Origin of the sequence: Microcystis sp. M_QC_C_20170808_M3Col (assembly GCF_007095505.1) — a bacterium.
Taxonomy (GTDB): Bacteria; Cyanobacteriota; Cyanobacteriia; order Cyanobacteriales; family Microcystaceae; genus Microcystis.
The window spans coordinates 1-23493 of sequence record NZ_SFBY01000391.1; the positions used below are offsets into that span (position 1 = coordinate 1).

The following is a 23493-nucleotide window of genomic DNA, read 5'->3' on the forward strand; positions in this document are numbered from 1 at the left end:
TGAGTTAAAAGTTAAACTTCAAGTTTTTATTCAGGACGAATGTACTGATTAACTAATTTTTTGGGGAAAATTAGTTAACCCATCATTATAACATATAATTAATTTGCAAGAGTTCTATTGAATCACTGTGAAAGTATCAGAGCACTATATGCACCAATCCCTACATTCCCCGCATAAGTCAGTCCATCTGTATCTCCCCAAATTGCTCTGCCTGCAGTGGTATTGTAGCCAGCAAAATTGCGAAAATCCGGGCTAAAGCCTTGCCAGTCACTATTAAAGCGAACATACCAAGTCCCTTCGCGAGGAAGCCCAATAGTGTAACTACCGTAATTGCGATCACTAAAATTAAGCACCACAATCACATCATCCCCACCCCCGCCATTTTCCCAGCGATGAAAGGCAATCACTTTATCATTATTATTTACATGAAAAACATTGACATGCTGACCACGCAAACCACGAGTGTTATTAAACCAATTGCGTCGAAGGCGTATTAAAGACTGGTAAAGATCCCAAATCCCGCTGAAACTGCTTTTCTTTTGCCAATCTAATGGGATATTGTCTCGCCAACAGCCCCATTCCAAAAACTCCTGACCTTGAAAGATCATAGGAATTCCAGGAGTAGTGAACAGTAGTGTCGCGCCAAGTGTCGATCTCTTTCTGGCAAACCAACTGTCTGCATTACCTCGCCAAATTGCCTCTGGTAAGCGATAGTGATCTGGTCTTTCCTGGGAATTTAGAGAAGCAGCAACCTCGTCATGAGATTCGGTGTAAATAACTCGCTCTAAGGCATTGTTTCCGTAGCGATGATAGATAGCATCCCGAATTACAAACATATTGCGATCTCGATCATTAGGAGTTATGAGTACGTCTCTAACTGGGCGCACAAACTCTGTTGCCCATTGGATATCAAAGCCAGCTCCTCCTGCGCCCACATCCTTAGTGATCCAATCGTTGTTTCTTATATCTTCAGCAATCGTTATCTTCCAAGGCTGTCGATTGTTAATTTCAGTATTGATCCATTGCATGAGACTCCAGCCATCAGAAATATCATTGCTGGGGTCATTATTATTACCAAAAATATTACGGATAAAGGCAGTTGCGTCAAAGCGAAGACCATCGCAACGATACTCCTCCAGCCACATCAGCACATTGTCCCGGATATATTGACGCACTTCCCCGCGCCCATAATCAGGTCGGGTGTCTCCCCAAGGGGTTTGGCTTCGGTGATCATTATAAAAGTAAATGCCGCCTTTATTGTTTTGATTCCAACTGGTAAATCGCCACATATCAAGGTCATTGGGACCAAAATGGTTATAAACCACGTCGATAATGACGGCAATTCCAAAATTGTGGGCTGTTTGTACGAAATCCTGAAAGTCCGTTGGAGTACCAAATACGCTCTCAATCGCAAAGGGATGAGCCGGATTGTAACCCCAAGATAAATCCCCTGGAAACTCAGCGGCAGGCATCACATGAATGGCATTAATTGCCAGTGCTTGCAAATCCGGCAGCCGAGCTTTGATACTGCGAAAAGTACCTAAACCGGGATCGATATCATCATTAAAAGTCCCCACATGCATTTCGTAAATAACGAGCTCATTCCAAGCAGGTATTGAAAACCCAGTGGAAGACCAGTTAAAACTGGGGTCAACAATAATCGAATTGCCGACAGAACTGACCACGTCTCTAGCATAGGGATCATTTTTAAAGATTGAACGGGTCCCCTCATGAATGACAAATTTATACTGCTGTCCTACAGTGGCGGTGGCAATATCTGTTGACCAATAGCCATTGTTTTCTGACTCTAAAGGATTAGTAGTAGCAGACCAGCTATTAAAGTCCCCTGCCACACTGACACCATCAACATTCGGTGCCCATACCCGAAATGCCACACCCCCTGTAAAGGGAATTGCGCCCATACCCGACTGAGAAGAGACCATGTTCACTAAAACCTCAAAAAATATTTATAGTTATCGAGAACCCCTATTGTTGGATTCATCAAAATAATTCAATGGCGAAAACCAAAAGTTAATCATAGCCACCAAACATAAAGAGGGAAATATCCTCATCTGTTGCGTTCATCAAACCATGTAAATTGCCCCCTTTAAGCAGGGCTAAACTCCCTGACTTTAACGTCCGAACTTCAAAACAACGCTCTCTTGCTGGAAGTTTACACCAATCTCCGATAACCATGTACCCTCGCCCCGCCATCATCAAAAATACCTCCTGATTATCGCGGTGGCGATGTAGCCCAATGCCACAGTCGGGTTTGAGAATGTGTAAATCCATATATTCAACCGCAAGGAAATCCTCTTGCCGCTGTCCTTGCCCTTCTAACACTTTGCGCCCAAAGGCATCTAAATTCCACCACTCTAACTGTCGCGAAAGTTCGCCACTACCTCTAAAACCAAAATAGTTGGACAGTAAATTGCGAAACTCCAAAAAACCAAAGCCACCATGGGGAGTAGGACTAATCCCCACTTGCAGGTATTGATCCCAGCCACGCTGAATCATATTGAATTCATAGTGATAATTGGCTCCATTTTGCGAGTCCCATATAGATTGCTCAAAATTAGCCCAAGCGAGTTCAACATGAAGGGGCAAGACTGGATGCATGGAACTGGTTGGAGCCACCTGACGCATATCCTGATTTGCCACAATATCCCGACTAAAATTGTCAAGACCCCCATGAACTAAATCTGTTCGGACTTGCAACTCCCCCCGATCCAATGCAGCTTTCCCTTTATTCCCCAGAAGATCTCGAAGATTACTATCTGGATATCCCCAAAACTCGACCTCATAGCGATCGCTCTCTTCGTTGTAAGGCACATTAATTAGGGAAGAAACTCCCACCGATCCCACTCGAATCCATAGCTTGAGGGTGTCACCTAATTGATGGTTAGCCAATTGAGAAAGCTGAGAGTCTGAACCCCCTCGGTAGGAAACGCGCAAGCAGGGGACAACCCGATCACCCACCGCAACCCATCCCCGCAGCAACTGGACATCTGATGTTCGGAAGTCTCGGATATTTTGCTTTTGGAAGTCGTTTTTATTATCCTGAGTTCTGGGATTGAGGTTGTCGGTATCAGGGGCGGCAGGTCCATAAAGCTCTAGGTAATCGTAGGGAAAGAGGTACTGTAGGCTGTCTTGAAGATAATGCTCCCGTTCTGCCGCTAGCTGAGTTTTTTGGATTAAACTCATCACCCGCAACAGAGGATTATTATTTTTGTAGTCGGGAACTGTATTTGGCTCAACGCGAAAGACCTGATCGGAATGAACAATAAACATAATAAGTAGGGGCTTAAATCACGTTTTCGTCGAGATAACTGGTCAAATCAACCTAACTGCTGTGGTAGAGGAAGGCGACAAATTTTAGCGGCTCTGCACTGGGGTTACGGATACCATGAATACCTCCGCTCTTGGTAAAAATAATGCTTCCCGCTTTTACTGGCAACTCCTTACAGTCCTTAGGACCAATCCCAAAGATATTACGGATAACGGTAGGGAAACCTTCTGTTTGGGGATCGTCATCCACTCCCATATAGGCAATCCCTTCTCCCTGCACGACGTAATAGAGTTCTTCTGAGCCAATGTGCTGGTGAGTACCTTCAACCTTGCCGGGGGGAATGGTCACTTCGTGGAAGAAAACAACGGAACTCCCAAATTCACGCTGTAACAGCCAACGCATTTCTATGATGTTGTCGTTAGCTCGTTCTGGATCGCCATCGTTCATCATGGCATTGAGGTAACGAACCGGATCTGTTCGATCGGACTGAAGATACCATCCTCGCTGGAAGTCAATTAAATAATTGAGAACCTCGACGGTATTTTGACCAGAACTGGGGGTCTGGGTATTTGGGGTTTGGAAGGAGCGTCGGAAATTGTTGTCCCAACCCGGGTTATTGATAGTAAATCCAAACGGCAGATCGCGATCATTTTCGCGAAAGGCAAGTTCTAATCGCTTAAGCTTTTTGATAGTCTTAAGTGCAGACTCGAAGGCAGGAATGCGGGTAATGGAGCCTTGATAACCCATCATGTCTAAAACTTTTGCATCATGGCTGGCCTTGGGGGGCGGTTCTAGGGTTTCCCAGATTTCGACTTGATAGGCATCTACCCAGGGACAGTAAGTCAGTTTGATGAGGGCATCTGCCGAAGCTTGATCCTCGGGTAGAAGATTGATATAGGCCATCAATTGCTCTCGAATAAAGCGATTGCGGATTCGCGATTGTTCAACTAGGCGACTGGCTCGATACTCAATCCGCAAAAAGTTACAGAAAAACTGACCATCGAGATAAACTTCGCCTTTAAGGACATTGATATCTAGTTGTCCCCGCACTTCCTGCACGTTATAACGGTAACGAGGACTACGAGTGGCGTTCAAGTATTGGGCGTGATAGATGCGATCAGGAAAGAAAACGACGTGAAAAATATCGTTTTCTGGACGAGTAAAAATATCGTTAAACTGGGGATTAGCCATTAGAGCCTCTCTAAAAGGTGGTCTGCTATACGGAACGCATTGGCTTCAATGGTATGGGTGGGGTTAGCTCCGCCTGCCGTGGGCATGAAGGAACCATCGGTGACATAGAGGTTATCAAAGTCCCAAGCGCGACAGTGGATATCCAACACCGAATCAGCGCGATCATTGCCAAACCTTGCGCCTCCCAGAATGTGGTTAGCAATGCGAGCTAGGGCATTTTCGGCTAAATAGATACCCCCCTCTTCAATCTGATTCGGATCGGGATTTGCCCCCCCTAACCGCAGAATTTCTTCGCACTGCTTCGCTATCACATTCATGAGATATATATCGTGGCTGTGCCATTCTTTAATGATGTAGGCGACAGGACGATTCCATTTGTCTTTGACGGAGGGATGCAGTTCGATGCGGTTCGTTTTGAGGGGGACTTGGTTTGCCATAAAGCTGACCGATAGACGTGTCCCAAAGTTTTCATTAAAGAAATCCACCATACCTTGTCCATGCAAAGCCCTTGGGTTGTTTTGTCCTGTAATCGATCCCCAAAAACCAGAATCAAAGGTTTTCCAAATAGTATCAAGATCTTGGCTGCCGTGGGTTCGTCCCAAAGCGATGGGTAGGGCTTGGTCGGAGGTGTTATTGTAAATGGCGGCTCCTGCCCATAGTCCGTTGTCCCTGATAAAGGCTTCACTGGAAGCATAGTCGATCGCCCAGTCACTATCCAAGCTGATGGATTTATCAAATTGGCGGGGAGGGTACTGCGGTGGGTTACCGACAACGATGGTTTCTGCACCGCCAAAACAGTGAGTGAGAAAGTACTTGCCGAGGAGATCATTTTGGTTGATGCGACGATCAAACTCTGGATTTTCTTGAGCCGATAGTTTCAATAAACGCACTGACTCAATAGCTGAACAAGCGACAATCACTACTGCTCCCGGCTTGACCTCTAAGGTCTTTTCTCGCCCTGCCGGATCTTTAAAATAGATGCGATGGATGCGATTGCCATCACAATCAAGATGGGTGACGACGCAGTTTGTCCAGATCTGAAAATTGGGTAAGGTTTCGATGGGACTCAGCAGGGATACCCAAGTGCTAGATTTTAAGCCTAAAGGATCGCCGTAGCGGTTGACATAGCTGGTTTTTATGGTTTCTGGGTTTTGGGGGACTTTTCGTCCACTAGGAGCATGATCTTGGGTGATGACGGCGAGAGGGGTACGGTAGGGCTGTATGGGTTGACCTTGATTGCTATAGTTTTGACCCAGTTGCGCCATGCCTTGACGGGCAAATTCACTGATAGGATTGGGCGATAGGGGGATTTGCAGGAAATTTTGACTAAAGGGTTTGAGTTGGTTTTCGGCAGTTCCGTTGAGACCGACCAGTTCTTCGACCTGACAGTAGTAGGGTTCTAGGTCTTCGTAGGTAATGGGCCAGTCACGGGACTCACGCTGAATATCACCATTAGGATCTTCGCGAAGATCATTGCGCCCTGCGTTAAAGCTTCGCAACTTCAAGTCAAGGGGGGTAAAGCGAAGATGAACGGCTCCGTAGAGTTGGGTTCCACCGCCCACGACTTGAGCGGTATAGCCTTCAATCGTGGCAAGATCCCGCCCGTCTCGCTCCCGATAAATATGGGGTTCGTCGTTAATATCCGGTTCAACGTGACTAGAGTAGTAAGCGGCATTATTATTGGCAACTTCAGGGATTTGTAGTCGTTTTTCTGCTCCTGTTGAGTAGATTTCGTCACGTTTGAAATCGCTCAGTCCGTCTTGTGTTTGGTATTGGGGACGAAACAGGGGACCTTTTTCCAACACCAAAACCGATTTGCCGGCTTTAGCTAGTCGATAGGCGATCGGTGCGCCTCCCGCTCCACTACCGATAATAATGACATCAAAATCACTCATGAAATTATTCCCAAGGTTGTTAAGTTTCTAAGAGATGATCGCCTTGCTCTGTTTAATCAAGATTTTTTTGGCTGGGGTCAACCCCGATAATCTGGATTTGTGCCTAACGGAACTTCGATAGCTTGTCGCCAATTAAAGGGATAACGCTCAGCGAGATAAGCCCAACCCGCACCGCCAGCATTACCGCCATATTTGGGATGGGAAAATGCGCCTGTAAAGGCATGACGGCGTAATAACTGCAAGAAATATTTTGGATTATTGTAGCGACCGTAATCCCAGCCCGGAACATTGCCACTCCACAATTGATCATAGAGTTCGCTATACATTTCCTTTGACATCAATCCAGGTTCAAGAAAAGGATTACGCTGACGGAGAAGTTTATCAACAATATCAAGGCAAATTTTGTAGTCAACTAAATGGTGCCGCTCTTCCTTAGATAGAAGCTTGTCGATAAAATTAACAACCCCAATTGACTGATCAAAGCGATAGGCATATAAAAGCTGGTTGTCTTTAGATTGACGATCTAAGGAATTATAGTAAAAATCCAGAAATCGCTGTCCTTCTTCTGTCCGGAAAGGCAAAATATGGTCGGTAATCCTTTCTAAAAGTTTCGCTTCCCATGTTTGTAGGCTAAGAATTTCAGTACTAAAATGAGTAAAAAACTGTGACCAGGTTTGACCGTTATCAAGAATTTTTTGTTGAGGATTAATAGGATCAAGGATGACTTGACCATCTACAATAAACTTATAAGTATGTACCTCTCCTTTCGGAATAGCAAGGCTTATTGCATAGTAACCAGTAGGTTCTCCCAGAAAAGTGATCTCATTGAGAGGGATAGATCTGTAGAGCTTGTCAAAAGTCCCCACAACGCCGACGAATTTCGGCAAATCAGAATTTAGTGAAAAATAGACGAAGGTAACACGATTGAAGTTGGCGGTAGACTCTTGATCATCTCTGTCCACATAGCTATCAATAATTGGAAAACGCCACACTTCACAAATCTGCCCCCGTGCATCACCTACACTGAATTGACTATTGTAATTATGACGAAAGTCTGGGTTCGATCTTGCAAGATACTTAGTACAGTGATTTAACACATATTGATGATCTGTATTTATGATTCTTGTTTGCATAAGCCAACCTTATTTTAGTGTTGTATTCCTAACTAGGATTTGTTTCTACTTTTGCTTTGGCATTCAACAAGATGCCCCCGACCAAGATTTAGCAGACTAACTATATAATATACGGAAACTTTCCTTATACTACGCTAAATACGCACTTTTTCAAGAATCTTTCCGTATATTACTCTCAAGTGGAGTGATCGCAAGAAGTTCTCCGTATAATATTACAATAAGCGTGTTATGCCGATTAGCGTACTCTGTTATGAACCCTCCCCCACCCCGCAAACTCCTAGACGTAGTGCGAGAGACGGTCCGCCTCAAACATTACTCCTACCGCACCAGCAATTCTCATTTTAAGGTTTCATGACATTAAAACCCTTGCACCTAGAGGGGTTAAAATTCTTTAACGAATCTCTAGGTCGCTGAAACAACGCAAAATCGTTTCAAAATGAGAATTGCTGGGTTGCCAATTTCTTTTTTCTTTTGACTGATTACTGATAAATCAGGTCCCCCACTTCCCTGAAGACAAAAAGGGTACGAAACTCGCACCCCACCGGATTTATCTTCATTTAACTTACTTTTTCTTTTTGCCTTTAGCGGGCGGATTATCCTTCGCTGCCGGTTCCGGGGCTTTTTCCTCCACTTGCGGGGCTGCTGCTACGGGTTCCGGGGCTTTTTGTCCCATTTGGGCGGCTACTTCGGCGGCGAAATCCGTTTCTTCTTTCTCGATCCCTTCACCTAGTACAAAGCGTTGGAAACGACGCACCTGAATATTTTCTCCTAAAGCAGCGATCGCTTGTTTGAGCAATTCGTCAATACTGATGTTCTGATCGCGGATAAAGGGTTGATCGAGCAGAGAAAGTTCTTTCAAACGTTTTTCAATGCGGCCGGCCACGATTTTTTCTTTGATATTATCGGGTTTATTGGCTAAATCGTCCCGTCCCATCTCAATTTCTTTTTCTTTGGCGGAGATTTCGACGGGAATATCGGCCACTTTTACATATTCGACGTTAGGACAAGCGGCAATCTGCATCGCCACGTCATTAACCAATTTTTTGAACTCCTCGCGACGGGCCACAAAATCGGTTTCACAGTTCACTTCCACTAAAACACCGATGCGGCTGCCGGTGTGGATGTAACTGCCGATCATCCCTTCTGCCGCTACCCGACTAGCTTTTTTCTCGGCGGAAGTAATCCCTTTTTGACGCAACCATTCGATCGCTTTGGTTATATCCCCCGCGTTTTCCGTCAGCGCCCTCTTGCAATCCATCATGCCGGCGCCGGTCTTTTCCCTAAGTTCTTTAACCTGTTGTGCTGTAATTTCCGCCATAAAATTCCTAACCTACTGCTTATAATTGATCATGCCACGAGAGGGGCAGGTTTTACTGATCGATAGGTTCGGAAAGTTTCCCCCCGAACCTAGCCGCGATCAATAGCTAATTTTCCCTAGTTATCGTCGTCTCCACTGGCAAATTCGGCGGCGTATTGGGAATAATCACCTTCTTCCTCGTACTCGGTTTCATTATCGTAGTCTTCCTCGTATTCTTCCACCGCTGCTTGACCACCGCGACGACCTTCGATGATCGCATCGCTAATTTTGCCTAAAATCAGTTTAACTGAGCGAATTGCGTCATCGTTGGCGGGAATCGGCACATCTACCAGGTCAGGATCGCAGTTAGTATCCAAGAGGGAGATGATGGGAATGCCCAATTTTTGGCATTCTTGGATAGCGTTGTATTCCCGACGCTGATCGACTACGACGACTAAATCCGGCAGCCGGCGCATGGTTTTAATGCCACCGAGGTATTTTTCCAGTTTGCCCAATTCCCGACGCAGTACCGATGCTTCTTTTTTCGGTCGTTTATCGAGGGCGCCGCTATTTTCTAATTCTTCTAATTCTTTGAGTCTTTCTACCCGGCCGCGAATGGTTTCCCAGTTGGTTAACATTCCCCCTAACCAGCGTTGGTTAACGAAGTGGCTACCGCTGCGTAAAGCTTCCTGTTTAATGATTGCTGCCGCTTGCCGTTTCGTACCGATGAATAAAAAGCGTTTACCGCTATCGGCTTCTCCTCGGACAAATTCGTAAGCTTCTTCGATTAATTGGGCAGTTTGCACCAAATCAATGATATGAACCCCATTCCGGGCAGTGTAGATGTACTGAGACATTTTCGGGTTCCAACGGCGCGTTTGATGGCCAAAGTGAACCCCAGACTCTAGCAATTCTGCAAGAGAGACAACGGGCATATTTTTCTCCTTTTCGGGTTTATCCTCCATCTAGGGCTGGATTTCTAGATTCCTAGAAACACCCGATCGCCTAGATGTGCGATTTTTGACAACTTTTCTAGTCTAACACGAAAGGGCGCAATTACATACCCGTAAATATTGGGTGCTGAGGGCTTCCTACTGCAATTCCTCAAGTTTTTTCAAAACCGCTTCTGCATGGGCTTTTACCTTGACATTTGACCAAATATAGGCAATATTTCCCCAAGGGTCGATCAGGAAAGTGGAGCGTCTAATCCCCATATATTCCTTGCCCATAAATTTTTTTAATCCCCAGACTTGATAAATTTCCGCCAGTTGATGCTCGGTATCGCTCAATAATTGAATAGTTAAATTGTGTTTTTCAATAAAACGACAGTGGGACTTTTCTGAATCGGGACTAACTCCCAGAATTACCGCATTTAATTGCTGAAATTGCGGCGACAAAGCGGTAAAATCGATCGCTTCTGCGGTGCAGCCCGGAGTGTTATCTTTGGGATAAAAATATAAGACCAACCACTGACCGGCAAAATCTGCTAATTTACTAATTTCGCCTCTTTGGTTTGGGGTGGCAAATTCGGGGGCTTTTTGTCCAACTTCTAGGGTCATTTTTAGGAGTGTAAAGGCAAGAGTAAGAAAGGAGCGAGGGAGAGGGAAAGCAATAGCCAGACTTGATAGTTAAATCTGGGAAGTTCGGGGTTTTCTGACTCGACTAAAGCATCGATTCTCTCTAATAAACGATTATTTAAAGAATTATCATTGAGAGCGACACAGCAACTATCGGAGAAATTTATTTCCGCTACTTGATTAACTTTTTCTGCCACTAAAAGCAGCGATTCAGCTAATAGTAAATAATCCACTTGTCCGGAAGCGTACTTATCGGCGCGCAATTCCCGCAAGAAGACTAATTCTAACCATAAATTTTCGCTATTGGGCAGCCAAGAAGACATCGATCGCAACCAACCTAACCAGAAAAACCAGAAAGTGTCATGATATTCTTGGTGAGCTTGTTCGTGGGCTAAAACTGCTTGTAAATGTTCTTTATCTAAGAGATTTAATAATCCTTGCGTCACAATTAATTGCGACTTCCAGAAGCCAACTCTGGCACTGTAGGGAAAATCTATCGCTAAAACTCTCGCCTTCTGAGCGGTGATTTTTTTGAGGGGATAACTGCTAAAATCCCGATGGGTTTGCCAAGTTTGATAGGAGATTTTTATCAAACAAAATATAGCAAAAACTAGCCAAATTATGGCACTAAAGTAACTAATTAAACTGGAGTTATAACCCAACATTTGCCCACGATAGCCCATACAAACCACCGATATAACTGTCATTAACAGCAGCAAAGGAGGAAAGAGAAAGAAAAATAGCGTTGTCTGCCAACGACGCTGATAGCTGGGCAGAAACCAACGTAAACCAATGGCGATAGTTAATGCTAGTAATAACATTAAACTGTGCATTAGCGTTCTCCCCGTTGTTGACGAAGGGTATCTAAACGAGACGCAATCGCTTTTAATTGTTCGACACTAGCAGTATCGAGACTATCGGCAAAAGAAGCCACCACATCCGCATTACCAATAGCCAAAAAACGATGTAATTGTTCGTAGGCTTTAATTGCCTGTGCTTGTTCCTTAGAAACCATCGGTTTCCAGTATAAAATCCGACCCTTTTTATAACAACTTAACCAGCCTTTATTAGTTAAACGACGCAGTACCGTAGTCACAGAAGTATAGGCCAGATCTCGTTCCGGATCCGCTAAAATGCGATCGTGGACATCCTTAACGCTAACGGGTTCCAATTCCCAGACAATATTGAGAATTTCCGCTTCCAGGGGGCCCAGGGATAACTGTTTTGGTTGATAGGTCGGCAATTGAGCCATAGTCACACAGAAATGAAGATTACTTTCCTGATCATAGCGGCGGATATCGATCGCCTGATAAAATAGCAACGATCCTTTATATTGTCTTTATGTCCACCGAAACTAATTTAACCACGACTACGGGCGCTGATGCCATTGATGTGGCGATCGCTAATGGCATTGATTTTGATGGTTCCCCCATTCCCCCAGCAAAATTGGAACTTTATCACCGGGTAATGGGTTTGGAAGCAGGACGACAAAGAAGCGGGGTTTCTAACACGATGAGATCGCGAATTGTCCGCATCGGGGCCAAACATATCCCCCAAGAGGAATTAAATCAGCTGTTGTTAGCCGCCGATTTTGCTCCTCTCAAGGAAAAAGAAATCGCTTTTTACCTATAATGTCGGCTTTTCATCTCTCGGTTTCACCTCGGAGATGAAAGGTTCCGCCAGCATAGAACAGCACTTCGACACATTTCGACAGGCTCAATGTAAAGGCTCAATGTAAAGGCTCAGTGACACGAGCACGACTAAAAATAACTCTAATCTATAGTTGCCAATTTAATTTTAGTATGCTAGAGTAGTTTGCGATCGTTGGGTCGATAACGCAAAATGTTTGTTTTGGAGTACAAGCTTAGAGGAAAACCATCTCAATATCAAGCCATTGATGAGGCTATTCGGACAGTACAGTTTGTTCGGAATAAATGTCTTAGATATTGGGAAGACAATAAAGGTGTAGGACAAAAGGATGTATATAAATATGTCACTCAATTAAGAAGTGAATATCCTTTTGTTCAAGACCTTAACTCTACAGCTTGTCAACAGGCGTGGCGTAGGACTTGGACTGCTATTCTTAGGTTCTATAACAATTGCAAGAACCAAATCGCTGGTAAAAAAGGATATCCTAAATACTCTAAACGTACTCATTCTGTTGAGTTTAAAAGGTCAGGTTGGAAACTTAATCGAAATTCTAAGAGAATAACTTTCACTGATGGAAAAAACATTGGGGAGTTAAAACTAATTGGTAGTCGAGACTTGTTTTATTTTCAAGAATGGCAAATTCAACGGATAAGAATAGTTAAAAGGGCTGATGGATATTATTGCCAGTTAATGCTAAAACTCGATGCTAGAGATATAACCCCACAATCAGAATCGACGGGTCATTGCGTAGGATTAGACATGGGACTAAAATATCTTTATGCTGACAGTAACGGGAATACAGTAGAGCCTCCTAAGTATTATCGAAAAGCAGAGAAGCGTCTTAATAAACTGAATAGAAGAAAGTCTAAAAAGTTTAGAAAGAACAAAAAGCAGTCTAATAACTACAAAAAAGCTAGTCAAAAGTACGCTAAGGGACATTTAAAAGTAAGTAGGCAACGAGAAGAGTTTGCTAAAAAATTGGCACTCCGTTTAATTCAGTCAAACGACTTGATAGCTTATGAAGATTTAAAAGTCAAGAACCTTGTGCGTAATCGAAAACTAGCTAAGAGTATTAATGATGCGGGTTGGTCGCAATTAAGAAAATGGATAGAGTATTTTGGTATTAAATACGGCCGATTAACTATTGCAGTTAATCCAGCCTATACAAGTCAAGAATGCCTTAATTGTGGTCGGTTAATCCAAAAGTCTCTATCAGTTAGAACTCATGTTTGTTTGTGTGGGTATATAGAAGATAGGGACAAGATGGCGGCATTAAATATACTCAAAAAAGCTACGATAGGGCATATCGGAAGCTGGTCGTCAGACCTAAACGCTTGGGGAGATTTAAGCTCTATCTTGGTTGGTAGCAATACCTGTCAAGACAACTTGAGTCAGTGAACCAAGAATCCCTCGCATGAGCGCGACGGGAGTGTCAATATCTCAAGTAGTCAAATTTTTGCTCACCATTTTTCGCCTAGACTTCTTGGGGTTAACCGGATTGTTGGGGAAATTAGGCAAGGAGTCTAGGTTGATCTAATGCTCAAGGACACCTCGAATAAAAGATTTTGTTAACAAAGTGTTGGTCGAGGAAATCTCCTTGATCTACATTGATGAAGAGGGAATTATTTTCAAGAACTAACAAGGCGCTCCGTCCCTCAAAATTCGATTTTTCGAGGTAGCCTAGACATAACGTCTTGGTTATTGCCTAAAATTAAACTTTTTTGGCTATTCTGGTCTCTGTGTGGAAACGAGGTCTATACTGATAGTTTCTTCGGCAAAATAGTCCTAAAAGTGTTGCCCAGTAAGCATTTGACATTCCATAAGAAAAAATGATCACCCAAAGTCGAGAAGAGCCAAATGTTGAATTTATTTTCTTTTTTTATCTCTCTGGTAGCTCTTGGTTTTTCTGTGGCTACTTGGTATTTTTCCGAATTATATCCGGGTGATATAAAAATGTATCCGCCTTCAAGAATTGGATATGTCAGAACATCTAAGGTTATATCTGGTCATCATGGTGACAAGATATTGCTATCTTTTGTCATTTATAATGATGGCAATAAAATCCGGGCTTTTCAAAGCTCAAAGTTGTTCCTTAAAATCGATCAAGAAAAAACGCCTATATCAACATTTGCCGCCGCTGGAAGGTTTGAAAAACTAAAAGATATAACTAAATTTACTCAGGCTGACTTAGAAACTAAATATGATTATTATTTGCTCACGGCAATTCCCTTAGGAAAGAGAGAGTATTATTCAGCTTCTTTTTTATATTTACATAACTCTTTTAAATTAGAAGAAGGCACTACATATATAGGGAAAGTTTTGATCAGTACTTTTGGAGAAAAAGATAAAAAAGAGCAGTGTTTTAGATTCAAAGTTTCTCCACAATACAATCTCAGTCAAGAAGGTAATATCAATAAACTTTTCTCGATACGATATCCTATAGAAAATAACGAAGTTACCCCAGAACAGTGCCAAAAAGCATTCCCCCACCCAAAAAACAGCTAGATATCAATTAACTTTTCCCTAGAACACCGGCTCTTCTGGTTTCTGTGTGGAAACGAGGCCTATAGTGATAGTTTCTTCGGCAAAATAGTCCTAAAAGTCTTTCCCAGTAAGCATATAAGCAAAAATGATCACACAAAGTCGAGAAGAGCCACTTTTTTGTCCCATCAATTTAAAAACTTGCGTTTTTTTGATCATCTTAGCCTAGAGGACTGAGTAGTATGAGTTACAGCAAAGTTGATTGGTTAATTTTGTCCATCAGTGTAATCTGGGTTAAATCTCTCACTTTTTTCCGTTATCAATTACTAAGGGGTAGCTCGATCAATTGGACTTATTGAGAAAATCTTCGCACTAATTGAGAATAAACCAAGCTTTCATCAGGGTTTCAGGCGGTGCAATGCTGAAGTAAATCTATTTTTCGAGGTACCCCCAAGAGGATCGATAACCACTGATTCCGAGCCGGTAATGATACACTAGGCATGATTTAACTACAAACCTCGATCGCAAAAGGAAATAAACATCGATGAAAGCCATGATTTTGGCGGCTGGCAAAGGAACTCGCGTCCGTCCGATTACCCATACGATTCCCAAACCCCTGATCCCGATTTTACAAAAGCCGGTGATGGAGTTTTTGTTGGAACTGTTGCGACAGCATGGCTTTGATCAGATCATGGTCAATGTTAGTCATTTAGCCGAAGAAATTGAGAGTTATTTCCGCGATGGTCAGCGTTTTGGGGTGCATATCGGCTATTCTTTCGAGGGTAGAATCGAAGAGGGCGAGTTAATCGGTGATGCCCTAGGATCGGCGGGTGGTTTACGACGAATTCAAGATTTTAATCCCTTTTTTGACGATACTTTTGTGGTTCTCTGTGGTGATGCTCTGATCGATCTCGATTTAACCGCAGCCGTTAAATGGCATCGCGAAAAGGGAGCGATCGCCACTATTGTCACCAAAACCGTCCCCAGAGAGGAAGTATCCAGTTATGGGGTGGTAGTTAGCGACGAGGAGGGAAGGATTCTCAGTTTCCAAGAAAAACCGGCCATCGATGAAGCTTTAAGTACCTGCATTAACACGGGTATCTATATTTTTGAACCAGAAATCATTGATTTTATTCCCCCTAATAGTAAATACGACATCGGGGGCGAGTTATTCCCCGAATTAGTCGCTAAAGCTGCCCCTTTCTACGCTTTAAACATGGATTTTGAATGGGTGGATATCGGCAAAGTCCCCGACTACTGGCAGGCAATTCGCGGGGTGTTATCCCGGAAAATTAAAAATGTTGCTATCCCCGGCATCGAAGTCAAACCGGGCATCTACACGGGCTTAAATGTGGGGGTAAACTGGGATCGAGTCGATATCACCGGACCTGTGTATATCGGGGCAATGACGCGCATTGAAGACGGGGCGAAAATTGTCGGTCCGAGTATGATTGGCCCAAATTGTTGGATTTGTGGCGGCGCGACGGTGGATAATAGCGTTATTTTTGAATATTCTCGCCTCGGTTCAGGGGCGCGTTTGGTGGATAAGTTGGTCTTTGGGCGCTATTGTGTTGATAAAACCGGCGCGGCGATCGATGTGGAAGCGGCAGCCTTGGATTGGTTGATTACCGATACCCGCAAGGTTCCCCCAGAATTTGATCACCCTAAACATCAGGCAATTCGTTCTTTATTCAATGGCAAGTAGGCAACACCCCAACAGGGAACTTTTTACTTTTTACTTGATAAGTACCGCGCGCAAAATTAATTACACATATCTAACTAGGGTTTGCGGCAAAAAGTTTTTCGGTGGGGGTAGGGTGTGGGGTGTGGGGTTTTACCAGTTTTGAGGTGGCCAATTACCTAATTTTCAGGGAAAAAGTGCCTAAATTTCCCCCCGATCACTGCCATATCCAGTACTTTTTAAGTTCCAAAAGGTTCTTCACTAGGAAATTAATTTTGCACGACTACTTATCATGTTTGATTCTCCTGTTGATCTGCTCATTCTCTCTAATGGTCCGGGAGAAATATCTACATGGGTGCGTCCAGTTGTCAAGAGATTGCGACAAAACTTAACAGAAGATCGATCGCTGTTGCGGATTTCGGTGATTCTTTCCCCTTGTACTCATTCTATGGGGGCGGAAACGGAAGTAGTTAGGAAATATCCGGAGGTCGATCGAGTCCAGTCGCCAGAAAACTTCTTTAATTTTCTTTTCTGGGGAAAAACCGCCGATAATTGGGATTGGCACCCCAAGGGCATCGTTTTATTTTTAGGGGGCGATCAATTTTTTGCCCTCACCATCGGTAAACGTTTGGGTTATCGCACCGTTATCTATGCGGAATGGGAAGCGCGTTGGTATCGGGGGATCGATCGCTTTGCCGTGATGAATACAAGTGTATTGAATAATATTCCCCAACAATATCAGCATAAATTTACTGTTATCGGCGATTTAATGGTGGATTTGCCCACTGCTATCACCCCTGATGACGCTACCTTAATCGCGCTCCTCCCCGGTTCCAAACCCTCGAAATTAGCTCAGGGTGTACCCCTAACCTTAGCCATTGCTGAAAAGATACACGCACACAATCCCCAGACTAAATTCTTAATTCCCGTTGCTCCTACCATAAATTTAGCTTATTTGGCGAAATTTGCCGATCCTAGCTATAATCCGATGATTAATAAAACTGGTTGGAGTGCTGCCAAATTAAAAAACGGTGAAAAACCCTATCTAGAAACAGCTAAGGGGGTAAAAGTTGACCTAATTACCGCTTTTCCCGCTCATAATCAGCTTTCTCGCTGTCATTTAGCTTTAACGACGGTGGGTGCTAATACTGCTGAATTAGGGGCGCTGGCAATCCCGATGATTATTTTACTACCGACTCAGCAACTAGACGCGATGCGGACTTGGGACGGTTTACCCGGTTTATTAGCCCAACTGCCGGGGGTGGGTTCTTTATTTGCTAAGATAATTAATCTCTATATGTTGCGGAAAAAGCGTTTATATGCCTGGCCAAATATTTGGGCCAGTGCCGAAATTGTTCCGGAATTATTGGGGGAATTACAACCAGAAGAAGTGGCAAATATAGCTATATCTTGGTTAGAAAATCCCGAACAATTAGAGGCTATCCGGCAAAAATTGCGTTCAGTACGCGGGCAAGCGGGAGCAGTGGATAAGTTAGTATCTATTATTGCAGAACAACTGTCTAGTTTATAATCAATTAGGGTTTGCGGCAAAAAGTCTTTTAGTGGGGACAGGGTGTGGGGTGTGGGGTGTAGGGTTTTACCGATTTTCAGGTGGTCAACTACCTAATTTTCAGGGAAAAAGTACCTGAATTTTCTCCCCGATCACTCCAAGTACTGGCACTTTTTGATTTTCAAAAAGTCTAAAAGTCTTATCCAACAAGGTTTTTAGCTTTATTCAGCAAACCCTACTTAGTTTTTAATCAATTAGAAAATTAAGCTTGTTGGTAGTGAGGATCAATTTCGATTAATTTATTAACAGTTTGATAAAATTCCTGCTGATAAAATTCCCGTTGATTGCTGTCGAGAGCATTAATTAATTGTTCTTGACAGTAGCGACGATATTCCATTAAACTAATTTTTTCCATAGCTATAATAGCATCTTTAATTTGTTCTTCTGGTTGAAATACTGCTTGACTGGTGTGTTCGCTTAGGTGAAATAAAGAATTAAAATCACGATTTTTGTCTGTAGTTATCATCAATAAATGATTCTGTAAAGCTGACATCAAATCTCTTGGGTTAGTAATTTGGGTTTCTAGCTCTAGAATTACTTGCCATAACCAACGATAATCAGGGAGATTAAAAATTAAATCTTTTTCATCCAAAGATTCTAAAATCATTTCCCGATATTCAGAGCGATGCAGATAGATTAATAATAGCAACCATTCGGCTGTTTCTGAGCCATTTTTTTCGGATTTATCTAAAATATTTTTCCTCTTAATTGCTGAGGATTTTCCCAGAGGTTTATTAACCTGTTTGGAGAGATTTTTGAAAACATAAGGCAAACGAGTCGCATCTTTTTGAGCCAAAATTTCAGCACAATAATCTAGATAAAAAGTGCGTTGATTGCTATCGATTAACTTTTGCAGTAAATTCACCATACTACTAGACACTTGTTGAAAATTTAGTCCCTGTTTTAAATCTTTATTGACCAACATTTGCGAGATTTGCCAATCAATCCAAAAAGGAGATTTTTCGATTAGTTCTCGATAACTATTCACCCCGTCAGTATGGGATTTAAGAAATTCATCGGCATCTTTCCCGTCAGGAAGATTGAGGATTTTTAGGTTAACTTGTCCTGAATAAACTAGGGAGTTAATTTCCTCGATCGCTCGTTGTGTCGCTTTAATTCCTGCTTGATCGGCATCAAAATTAAAGATTATTTGTTTACTTTCACTGTAGCGCAAAAGTAATTTAATTTGCTCTTGACTTAAGGCTGTTCCTAAACAGGCAACTACATTAGTAATACCGGCAGCATGGAGAGCGATCGCATCAAAATAACCCTCCACAACTATGGCTAAATCTTGATGAATAATTGCCTGTTTAGCTCGATCGAGCGCAAAGAGAGTTTTTCCCTTTTCAAATAGAGGAGTATCGGGAGAATTTAGATACTTTGGCTGCTCATTACCTAAAGTGCGACTACCAAAAGCGATCGCTCGTCCTTGACTATCAAAAATAGGAATCATCAAACGATCTCGAAATTGATCGTAATAACCGCTACCATTTTGACGCGCTTTAATTAATCCTGCTTGTTCCACTAAAGCCACAGGATAGCGCTTTTGTTCCACTAAATAACGATAGAGAGTTTCCCAACCTTCCGGAGAATACCCCAGTTGAAAATTAGCGATAGTTTCCGCAGTTAATTGTCGTTGTACTTTGAGATAATCTAACGCTTTTTCCCCTTGAGGTTGACTAAGGGCGTGTTGATAAAAACTCACCGCCACGGCCATTATTTCGTATAATTGTTCCTTGAGGGATAATTTCTGTTCTAATTCCTGACGCTGTTCTACTGCTAGAGTTTTAATCGGGATTTGATACCTTCTAGCGAGATCGAAAACCACCTCACTAAAAGATTGTTTTCCCACTTCCATAAGAAATTTAATCCCGTTTCCCCCCGCACCACAGCCAAAACAGTAATACATTTGTTTGGCAGGACTAACTGTAAAACTGGGGGATTTTTCCTCGTGAAAAGGACATAAACCGACGTATTCCCGTCCCCTTTTTTTGAGGACGACTCTCTCGGAAATTAAATCCACAATATCAATTCTTTGTTTAACTTCTTCGATCGTATCCGGATGTAGTCGCGGTGTATCCATAATCAGTTATCAGTAATCAGTCTATAGTTAGCACCCCCACTAAGGCCCTTTTTGACTCCTGGAAATTCGCACCCATAAGTAATAAGAAAGGACTTGACTTTGGCGGCGGCTTGTGCTATGCTTTTCTCATAATGGGAATCCGTGCAATTTTTTTTGAGTTCAAATATTACCATTATGAATAAAATCTTTTAAAAATATTATCTCAAAATCTCCCGACAAAAGCCAGCAAAATTTCGCCCATAATTGTTAAGTTTTGTTAAAAAGAAATGCAGAGACCGGCAGGGAAAGAAATGGTCCCTGAGGGAGCATCTCATTTATGCAAGCGAGTAATTATTATACTTGTCCCTAAAACTGGTTTCTAGCAAGGCTTTCAAAATAGCTTGACATAAAACCTGATTTAGGGGTTACAAAGGTGAGATGCTCCCGTCACTGATTACTGATTACTGATCACTGATTACTGATCACTGATTACTGTTTACTGATCACTGAAAAACTTCCCCACTGCGATGGCTGCATTTTGTCCTCCGAAACCGAAATTAAGACAGAGACAATTGTGCAGGGAAAAATTAACAGCCGATCTAGTTAAATTTAACTGAAAAGGCGACTCGCGCACACCGACACAGGGGGGAATTAGCTGATTTTTCAGGGCCATTAAACAAAAAGCCACGCCTAATGCCCCCGAAGCCCCTAAAGTGTGTCCTGTTGCCCCTTTTGTCGAGCTTACAGCCACTTGCGAGCCAAAAATGTTAGCGATCAGGTTTGCCTCCCGTTCATCGTTTAAACGCGTGCTAGTGCCGTGGGCGTGAATGTAATTAATTTCATCTTTTCTTAATTGACTTCTGTGCAAACATAGTTCTATGGCTTTGGTAGCACTACGATTATTAATCGCCGGGGCGCTGACATGATCGGCATCGCAGGTAAAACCATAGCCCAAAATTTGCCCGTAGATGGGGGCATTTCTGCTTAAAGCCAGTTCTTCGGATTCAAGGACTAAAATCGCCCCAGCTTCGCCCAAAACCAAGCCCTCCCTAGCTCTATCAAAAGGATAACAGCCCGTTTTCGCCAAAGCTCCAATCTGTTCAAATCCCACCAAAGTTAAGGGAGTGATCGGGGTTTCGATCGCCCCGGCTAAAACTCGATCGCATTCTCCCATTTTGATTAATTCTACACCCTGCGCGAGCGACCAGATACCTGTGGCACAGGCCGCCATGGGTGCTAACACTGGGGCGCCGGTTTCTATCAATCTAGCGGTCAATACCGAGGCGCGATCGGGTAAACTATCTAACCAGTTTTCTACTATTCCCGTCGCTGCCATCTGTTCCCATAAACCCTGACAACCGCGACTAGAACCGATAGTGACAGCACAATCCTTTAAGGGAGGGGTTAATTGAGCGTCTTCAAGGGCAGCAATCAGGGCAATTTTGGTTAAATCCTCTAAAAATGCCGGTTTGTGACCGATTAAACCCAGGGGTAATGCGGGTAAATCAGAAAAGGGTTGTTGCCTAGTTATACCAGTTTTGCCCTCTAGTAATCTTTGCCAACTCTGACTTAAATTTCCCAGAGAACTGATCAACCCAATTCCCGTCACCACAACATTCATTTATCAGTTATCAGTTATCAGTTATCAGGTATCAGTTATCAGTTATCAGAATATTACACCTCCTGCAAAGGTAGGATAGTTGTCGCGGAGTCTCGGAGTCTGCTCACCTAACGGAAGATTTTTGATTTTTGCAAGAGGTCTAATGATTTGGTGGGTGACGGCGAAGATTAAATTATCCTCGCACGGATCCACCCTAACCGATCGCTATTTTTTCAGATTTTCTGCACCGGAAATAACTTTAGCCGAGTCAATTTTATCCCCTTGTTTGATCGTATCGATCACTTCCATTCCCTCAGTTACATAACCAAAAACGGCATAATCACCATCGAGGAAATTGATATCCGACAGGGCAAAATAAAACTGAGAAGAAGCGGAATTAGGTTGTTGAGAACGGGCCATCGCGATCGCACCGCGTTTATGGGGTAAAGCGACGATGGGAGTGCGCGCCGTGGCCTGTTGACCGATTGATTTCCCATAAATCGGCTCTTTTTCGTCTTTAAGGAGAATTTCCAGGGGAACATAACGGGATTGCTTGGTTTCTGGATCAACAAAACCACCAGTTCCGCGACCTTGGGGATCACCACCTTGGGCGACAAAAGGCTGCGGTTCCTTAACCACGCGATGGAAAGTTAAACCATTATAAAAACCTCTCCCCACCAGATCCACAAAGTTACCGGCAGTAATTGGGGCTGCATTGCCATCAATTTCGATCGTTACTGGTTTACCTTTGATTATCATCTCGACGACGGCAGTTCCATCTAAGCGGGGTTTGTAATTATCCATGTTGACACTGCCCGAACTGGCAGGTTGAGAGGTTTGGGTGATACTAGAATTATCGGGGGTGGAATTAGCTTCCGGGGAAGAACAGCCGAAAAGTGTCGTCGTTGTGATTAAAAAAACACAAACTAGAGACAGCCAGCAAGATTTTCTTATCTTCATCATTTTATAGCCAAAAAGAGCGAAAAAAGGCCTACAATCCCTCTAGAGGAATTTCCAGAAAACGAGCGAGTTGCGCTCCTTGATTTTCCAATTCCGAGAGGGACATAGGATCGCCGACGCGAGTTAAAGGGATATCGCGACGCTGTTTAATCCGCAGGAATAGTTCCCGTTTCGGGTTGAGTCCTTCTCGCACTTCGGCCCGCACAGCTTGCACATCTTCGAGAGGCCAATCGAGATCAATGCGACGATTTTTGCCAGGGTAGCCCCAACGAAAGATTTTAACTTTGCCGGTTTCCTTGTTAAACTCGTTGTAACCACCTCCGACATTCCAGAGGAGAGATAACCAGAGATAGATGGCTAAAAGAGTCCCCGCAGTACCGTAAAAGAGGAGGGCGACTCCTTGGGGAATAAATTGTAAGGAACTGGTATCGCTAACGAGAAGTAGATTGACCTTCAAATAACTGGAAAGACCGGCGAGGAGAAACCCTAGACCGCCAATAGAGACGATTACAGCCCAAAAATAGTTACTAGGGCGACGGGAACCCACTACTTCTTGCCGTAGGATCAGGCTATCTTTACTTGTTGTTTGCGCTTTCATGAATTCTTTTTAAGGTTGCCTAGAGTTATTTTACCAGCTTTTTTCTCCCCACTTCCCCCACCCCGACCTAGGGTGTTGATTTGGAGCGGAATGCCGCCAAAATAACTCATACACTTTTTCTCTGATTAAGATCAAGGGTACTCTGTACCGGCGATTGCCTTCCAGAAAAGGTGATAACCTTCCAGAAAAGTTATTACCAATAAAAGGTTGACTTGGAAAGGAATAAATACAGCGTTGCTCCTAAAGATGAAGTGTAATACTAAATCCGGTGGTGATTCGGTAGTAGTTATGGTGGCTTAATCCTTTGCTTTGCTGTGCATTGTAGTCATGGATAAAATACCAAAGGGTTCTCCAACGTGATTCTCCATTTTTTTAGAGAAAGATAGACTCTGTCTCACCAGTCGAGAAATCCTTTGTCGAAAGGTATTATTTAATCTTTCAATATGATTAGTTTGACCAGTTTCTTGACCAACCGGTCGATGACGTTTACTGGGAATTACTGTCTTATA

Annotated in this window: 19 protein-coding genes and 1 pseudogene; 5 read left to right on the forward strand and 15 right to left on the reverse strand. The window is 43.2% G+C overall.

Translation table 11 applies throughout. The features are described 5' to 3' along the window. Positions 1-122 precede the first annotated feature (122 nt). From EWV84_RS17980 to EWV84_RS18025, 10 genes are all read right to left on the reverse strand, one after another. Positions 123-1943: an alpha-amylase family glycosyl hydrolase gene (locus tag EWV84_RS17980; RefSeq protein ID WP_287079122.1), complete on the reverse strand. Its 1821-nt coding sequence runs from the start codon at positions 1941-1943 to the stop codon at positions 123-125. 88 nt (positions 1944-2031) lie between these two features. Then, positions 2032-3291, reverse strand: coding sequence for a cupin domain-containing protein (locus EWV84_RS17985; protein WP_287079124.1), 1260 nt, complete (start codon positions 3289-3291; stop codon positions 2032-2034). Positions 3292-3343: 52 nt separating this feature from the next. Continuing rightward, a complete protein-coding gene (locus EWV84_RS17990) occupies positions 3344-4480 on the reverse strand; it encodes a cupin domain-containing protein (RefSeq protein ID WP_287079125.1) in 1137 nt (378 codons plus the stop codon). Continuing rightward, positions 4480-6375, reverse strand: a complete 1896-nt coding sequence (locus EWV84_RS17995) for a GMC oxidoreductase (RefSeq protein WP_287079126.1) — start codon at positions 6373-6375, stop codon at positions 4480-4482. Before EWV84_RS17995 ends, EWV84_RS17990 begins: the two co-directional genes overlap by 1 nt. A 77-nt stretch (positions 6376-6452) precedes the next feature. Continuing rightward, on the reverse strand, positions 6453-7508 hold the full coding sequence (locus EWV84_RS18000; protein WP_287079128.1) for an early set domain-containing protein: 1056 nt from the start codon (positions 7506-7508) through the stop codon (positions 6453-6455). Between the two features lie 562 nt (positions 7509-8070). After that, positions 8071-8826 (reverse strand): translation elongation factor Ts, encoded by a 756-nt coding sequence (tsf, locus tag EWV84_RS18005; protein ID WP_287079130.1) that lies wholly within the window; start codon positions 8824-8826, stop codon positions 8071-8073. 116 nt (positions 8827-8942) lie between these two features. Continuing rightward, positions 8943-9740 carry a 30S ribosomal protein S2 gene (gene rpsB, locus EWV84_RS18010; RefSeq protein WP_043997933.1) on the reverse strand — a complete coding sequence of 266 codons (798 nt, stop codon included), beginning with the start codon at positions 9738-9740 and terminating at the stop codon, positions 8943-8945. Positions 9741-9896: 156 nt separating this feature from the next. Beyond that, positions 9897-10364 (reverse strand): thioredoxin-dependent thiol peroxidase, encoded by a 468-nt coding sequence (bcp, locus tag EWV84_RS18015; protein WP_287079132.1) that lies wholly within the window; start codon positions 10362-10364, stop codon positions 9897-9899. A 2-nt stretch (positions 10365-10366) separates the two neighbouring features. Continuing rightward, positions 10367-11215: a M56 family metallopeptidase gene (locus EWV84_RS18020; RefSeq protein WP_287079133.1), complete on the reverse strand. Its 849-nt coding sequence runs from the start codon at positions 11213-11215 to the stop codon at positions 10367-10369. After that, positions 11215-11703: a BlaI/MecI/CopY family transcriptional regulator gene (locus tag EWV84_RS18025; protein WP_287079135.1), complete on the reverse strand. Its 489-nt coding sequence runs from the start codon at positions 11701-11703 to the stop codon at positions 11215-11217. The genes EWV84_RS18020 and EWV84_RS18025 overlap by 1 nt, the downstream gene beginning before the upstream one ends. 20 nt (positions 11704-11723) lie before the next feature. Between EWV84_RS18025 and EWV84_RS18030 the strand changes: the two genes are divergently transcribed. The 5 genes from EWV84_RS18030 (at position 11724) to EWV84_RS18050 (ending at position 17725) form a co-directional block, all read left to right on the forward strand. After that, the gene (locus tag EWV84_RS18030; RefSeq protein WP_002732452.1) at positions 11724-12014 is read left to right on the forward strand and encodes a small RNA NsiR4-regulated ssr1528 family protein; all 291 of its coding nucleotides are present in this window, start codon (positions 11724-11726) and stop codon (positions 12012-12014) included. Between the two features lie 210 nt (positions 12015-12224). Continuing rightward, entirely contained in the window at positions 12225-13430 is a 1206-nt protein-coding gene (locus tag EWV84_RS18035) for an RNA-guided endonuclease InsQ/TnpB family protein (protein ID WP_287079136.1), read from the forward strand. A 459-nt stretch (positions 13431-13889) separates the two neighbouring features. Beyond that, positions 13890-14537: a hypothetical protein gene (locus EWV84_RS18040; RefSeq protein ID WP_287079138.1), complete on the forward strand. Its 648-nt coding sequence runs from the start codon at positions 13890-13892 to the stop codon at positions 14535-14537. Between the two features lie 520 nt (positions 14538-15057). Further along, a complete protein-coding gene (locus tag EWV84_RS18045; RefSeq protein ID WP_286825877.1) occupies positions 15058-16218 on the forward strand; it encodes a nucleotidyltransferase family protein in 1161 nt (386 codons plus the stop codon). A 268-nt stretch (positions 16219-16486) separates the two neighbouring features. Further along, positions 16487-17725 (forward strand): glycosyltransferase family protein, encoded by a 1239-nt coding sequence (locus EWV84_RS18050; RefSeq protein ID WP_287079139.1) that lies wholly within the window; start codon positions 16487-16489, stop codon positions 17723-17725. A 241-nt stretch (positions 17726-17966) separates the two neighbouring features. On the opposite strand, the gene dnaG is transcribed toward EWV84_RS18050, so the two are convergent. The 5 genes and pseudogenes from dnaG to EWV84_RS18075 all read right to left on the reverse strand — a co-directional run. After that, positions 17967-19847, reverse strand: coding sequence for a DNA primase (dnaG, locus tag EWV84_RS18055; RefSeq protein ID WP_287079140.1), 1881 nt, complete (start codon positions 19845-19847; stop codon positions 17967-17969). 475 nt (positions 19848-20322) lie between these two features. Beyond that, positions 20323-21447, reverse strand: a complete 1125-nt coding sequence (locus EWV84_RS18060; RefSeq protein WP_287079141.1) for a beta-ketoacyl-ACP synthase — start codon at positions 21445-21447, stop codon at positions 20323-20325. 204 nt (positions 21448-21651) lie between these two features. Continuing rightward, positions 21652-22389 carry a peptidylprolyl isomerase gene (locus EWV84_RS18065; protein WP_287079142.1) on the reverse strand — a complete coding sequence of 246 codons (738 nt, stop codon included), beginning with the start codon at positions 22387-22389 and terminating at the stop codon, positions 21652-21654. A 28-nt stretch (positions 22390-22417) separates the two neighbouring features. Then, complete coding sequence (locus tag EWV84_RS18070) at positions 22418-22984, reverse strand: photosystem I assembly protein Ycf4 (RefSeq protein WP_286825872.1); 567 nt, start codon at positions 22982-22984, stop codon at positions 22418-22420. Between the two features lie 240 nt (positions 22985-23224). Next, a pseudogene (locus tag EWV84_RS18075) lies at positions 23225-23493 on the reverse strand (IS1 family transposase); the annotation flags it as partial.

Excerpts from the sequence above, each read along its gene's own strand:
- EWV84_RS18070 (WP_286825872.1), bottom strand. The coding sequence starts at position 22,984 with ATGAAAGCGCAAACAACAAGTAAAGATAGCCTGATCCTACGGCAAGAA.
- dnaG (WP_287079140.1), bottom strand. The coding sequence starts at position 19,847 with ATGGATACACCGCGACTACATCCGGATACGATCGAAGAAGTTAAACAA.
- EWV84_RS18035 (WP_287079136.1), top strand. The coding sequence starts at position 12,225 with ATGTTTGTTTTGGAGTACAAGCTTAGAGGAAAACCATCTCAATATCAA.
- EWV84_RS18020 (WP_287079133.1), bottom strand. The coding sequence starts at position 11,215 with ATGCACAGTTTAATGTTATTACTAGCATTAACTATCGCCATTGGTTTA.
- tsf (WP_287079130.1), bottom strand. The coding sequence starts at position 8,826 with ATGGCGGAAATTACAGCACAACAGGTTAAAGAACTTAGGGAAAAGACC.
- bcp (WP_287079132.1), bottom strand. The coding sequence starts at position 10,364 with ATGACCCTAGAAGTTGGACAAAAAGCCCCCGAATTTGCCACCCCAAAC.
- EWV84_RS18045 (WP_286825877.1), top strand. The coding sequence starts at position 15,058 with ATGAAAGCCATGATTTTGGCGGCTGGCAAAGGAACTCGCGTCCGTCCG.
- EWV84_RS18050 (WP_287079139.1), top strand. The coding sequence starts at position 16,487 with ATGTTTGATTCTCCTGTTGATCTGCTCATTCTCTCTAATGGTCCGGGA.
- rpsB (WP_043997933.1), bottom strand. The coding sequence starts at position 9,740 with ATGCCCGTTGTCTCTCTTGCAGAATTGCTAGAGTCTGGGGTTCACTTT.
- EWV84_RS18000 (WP_287079128.1), bottom strand. The coding sequence starts at position 7,508 with ATGCAAACAAGAATCATAAATACAGATCATCAATATGTGTTAAATCAC.
- EWV84_RS18060 (WP_287079141.1), bottom strand. The coding sequence starts at position 21,447 with ATGAATGTTGTGGTGACGGGAATTGGGTTGATCAGTTCTCTGGGAAAT.
- EWV84_RS18040 (WP_287079138.1), top strand. The coding sequence starts at position 13,890 with ATGTTGAATTTATTTTCTTTTTTTATCTCTCTGGTAGCTCTTGGTTTT.
- EWV84_RS17980 (WP_287079122.1), bottom strand. The coding sequence starts at position 1,943 with ATGGTCTCTTCTCAGTCGGGTATGGGCGCAATTCCCTTTACAGGGGGT.
- EWV84_RS17990 (WP_287079125.1), bottom strand. The coding sequence starts at position 4,480 with ATGGCTAATCCCCAGTTTAACGATATTTTTACTCGTCCAGAAAACGAT.
- EWV84_RS18030 (WP_002732452.1), top strand. The coding sequence starts at position 11,724 with ATGTCCACCGAAACTAATTTAACCACGACTACGGGCGCTGATGCCATT.
- EWV84_RS17985 (WP_287079124.1), bottom strand. The coding sequence starts at position 3,291 with ATGTTTATTGTTCATTCCGATCAGGTCTTTCGCGTTGAGCCAAATACA.
- EWV84_RS18065 (WP_287079142.1), bottom strand. The coding sequence starts at position 22,389 with ATGATGAAGATAAGAAAATCTTGCTGGCTGTCTCTAGTTTGTGTTTTT.
- EWV84_RS17995 (WP_287079126.1), bottom strand. The coding sequence starts at position 6,375 with ATGAGTGATTTTGATGTCATTATTATCGGTAGTGGAGCGGGAGGCGCA.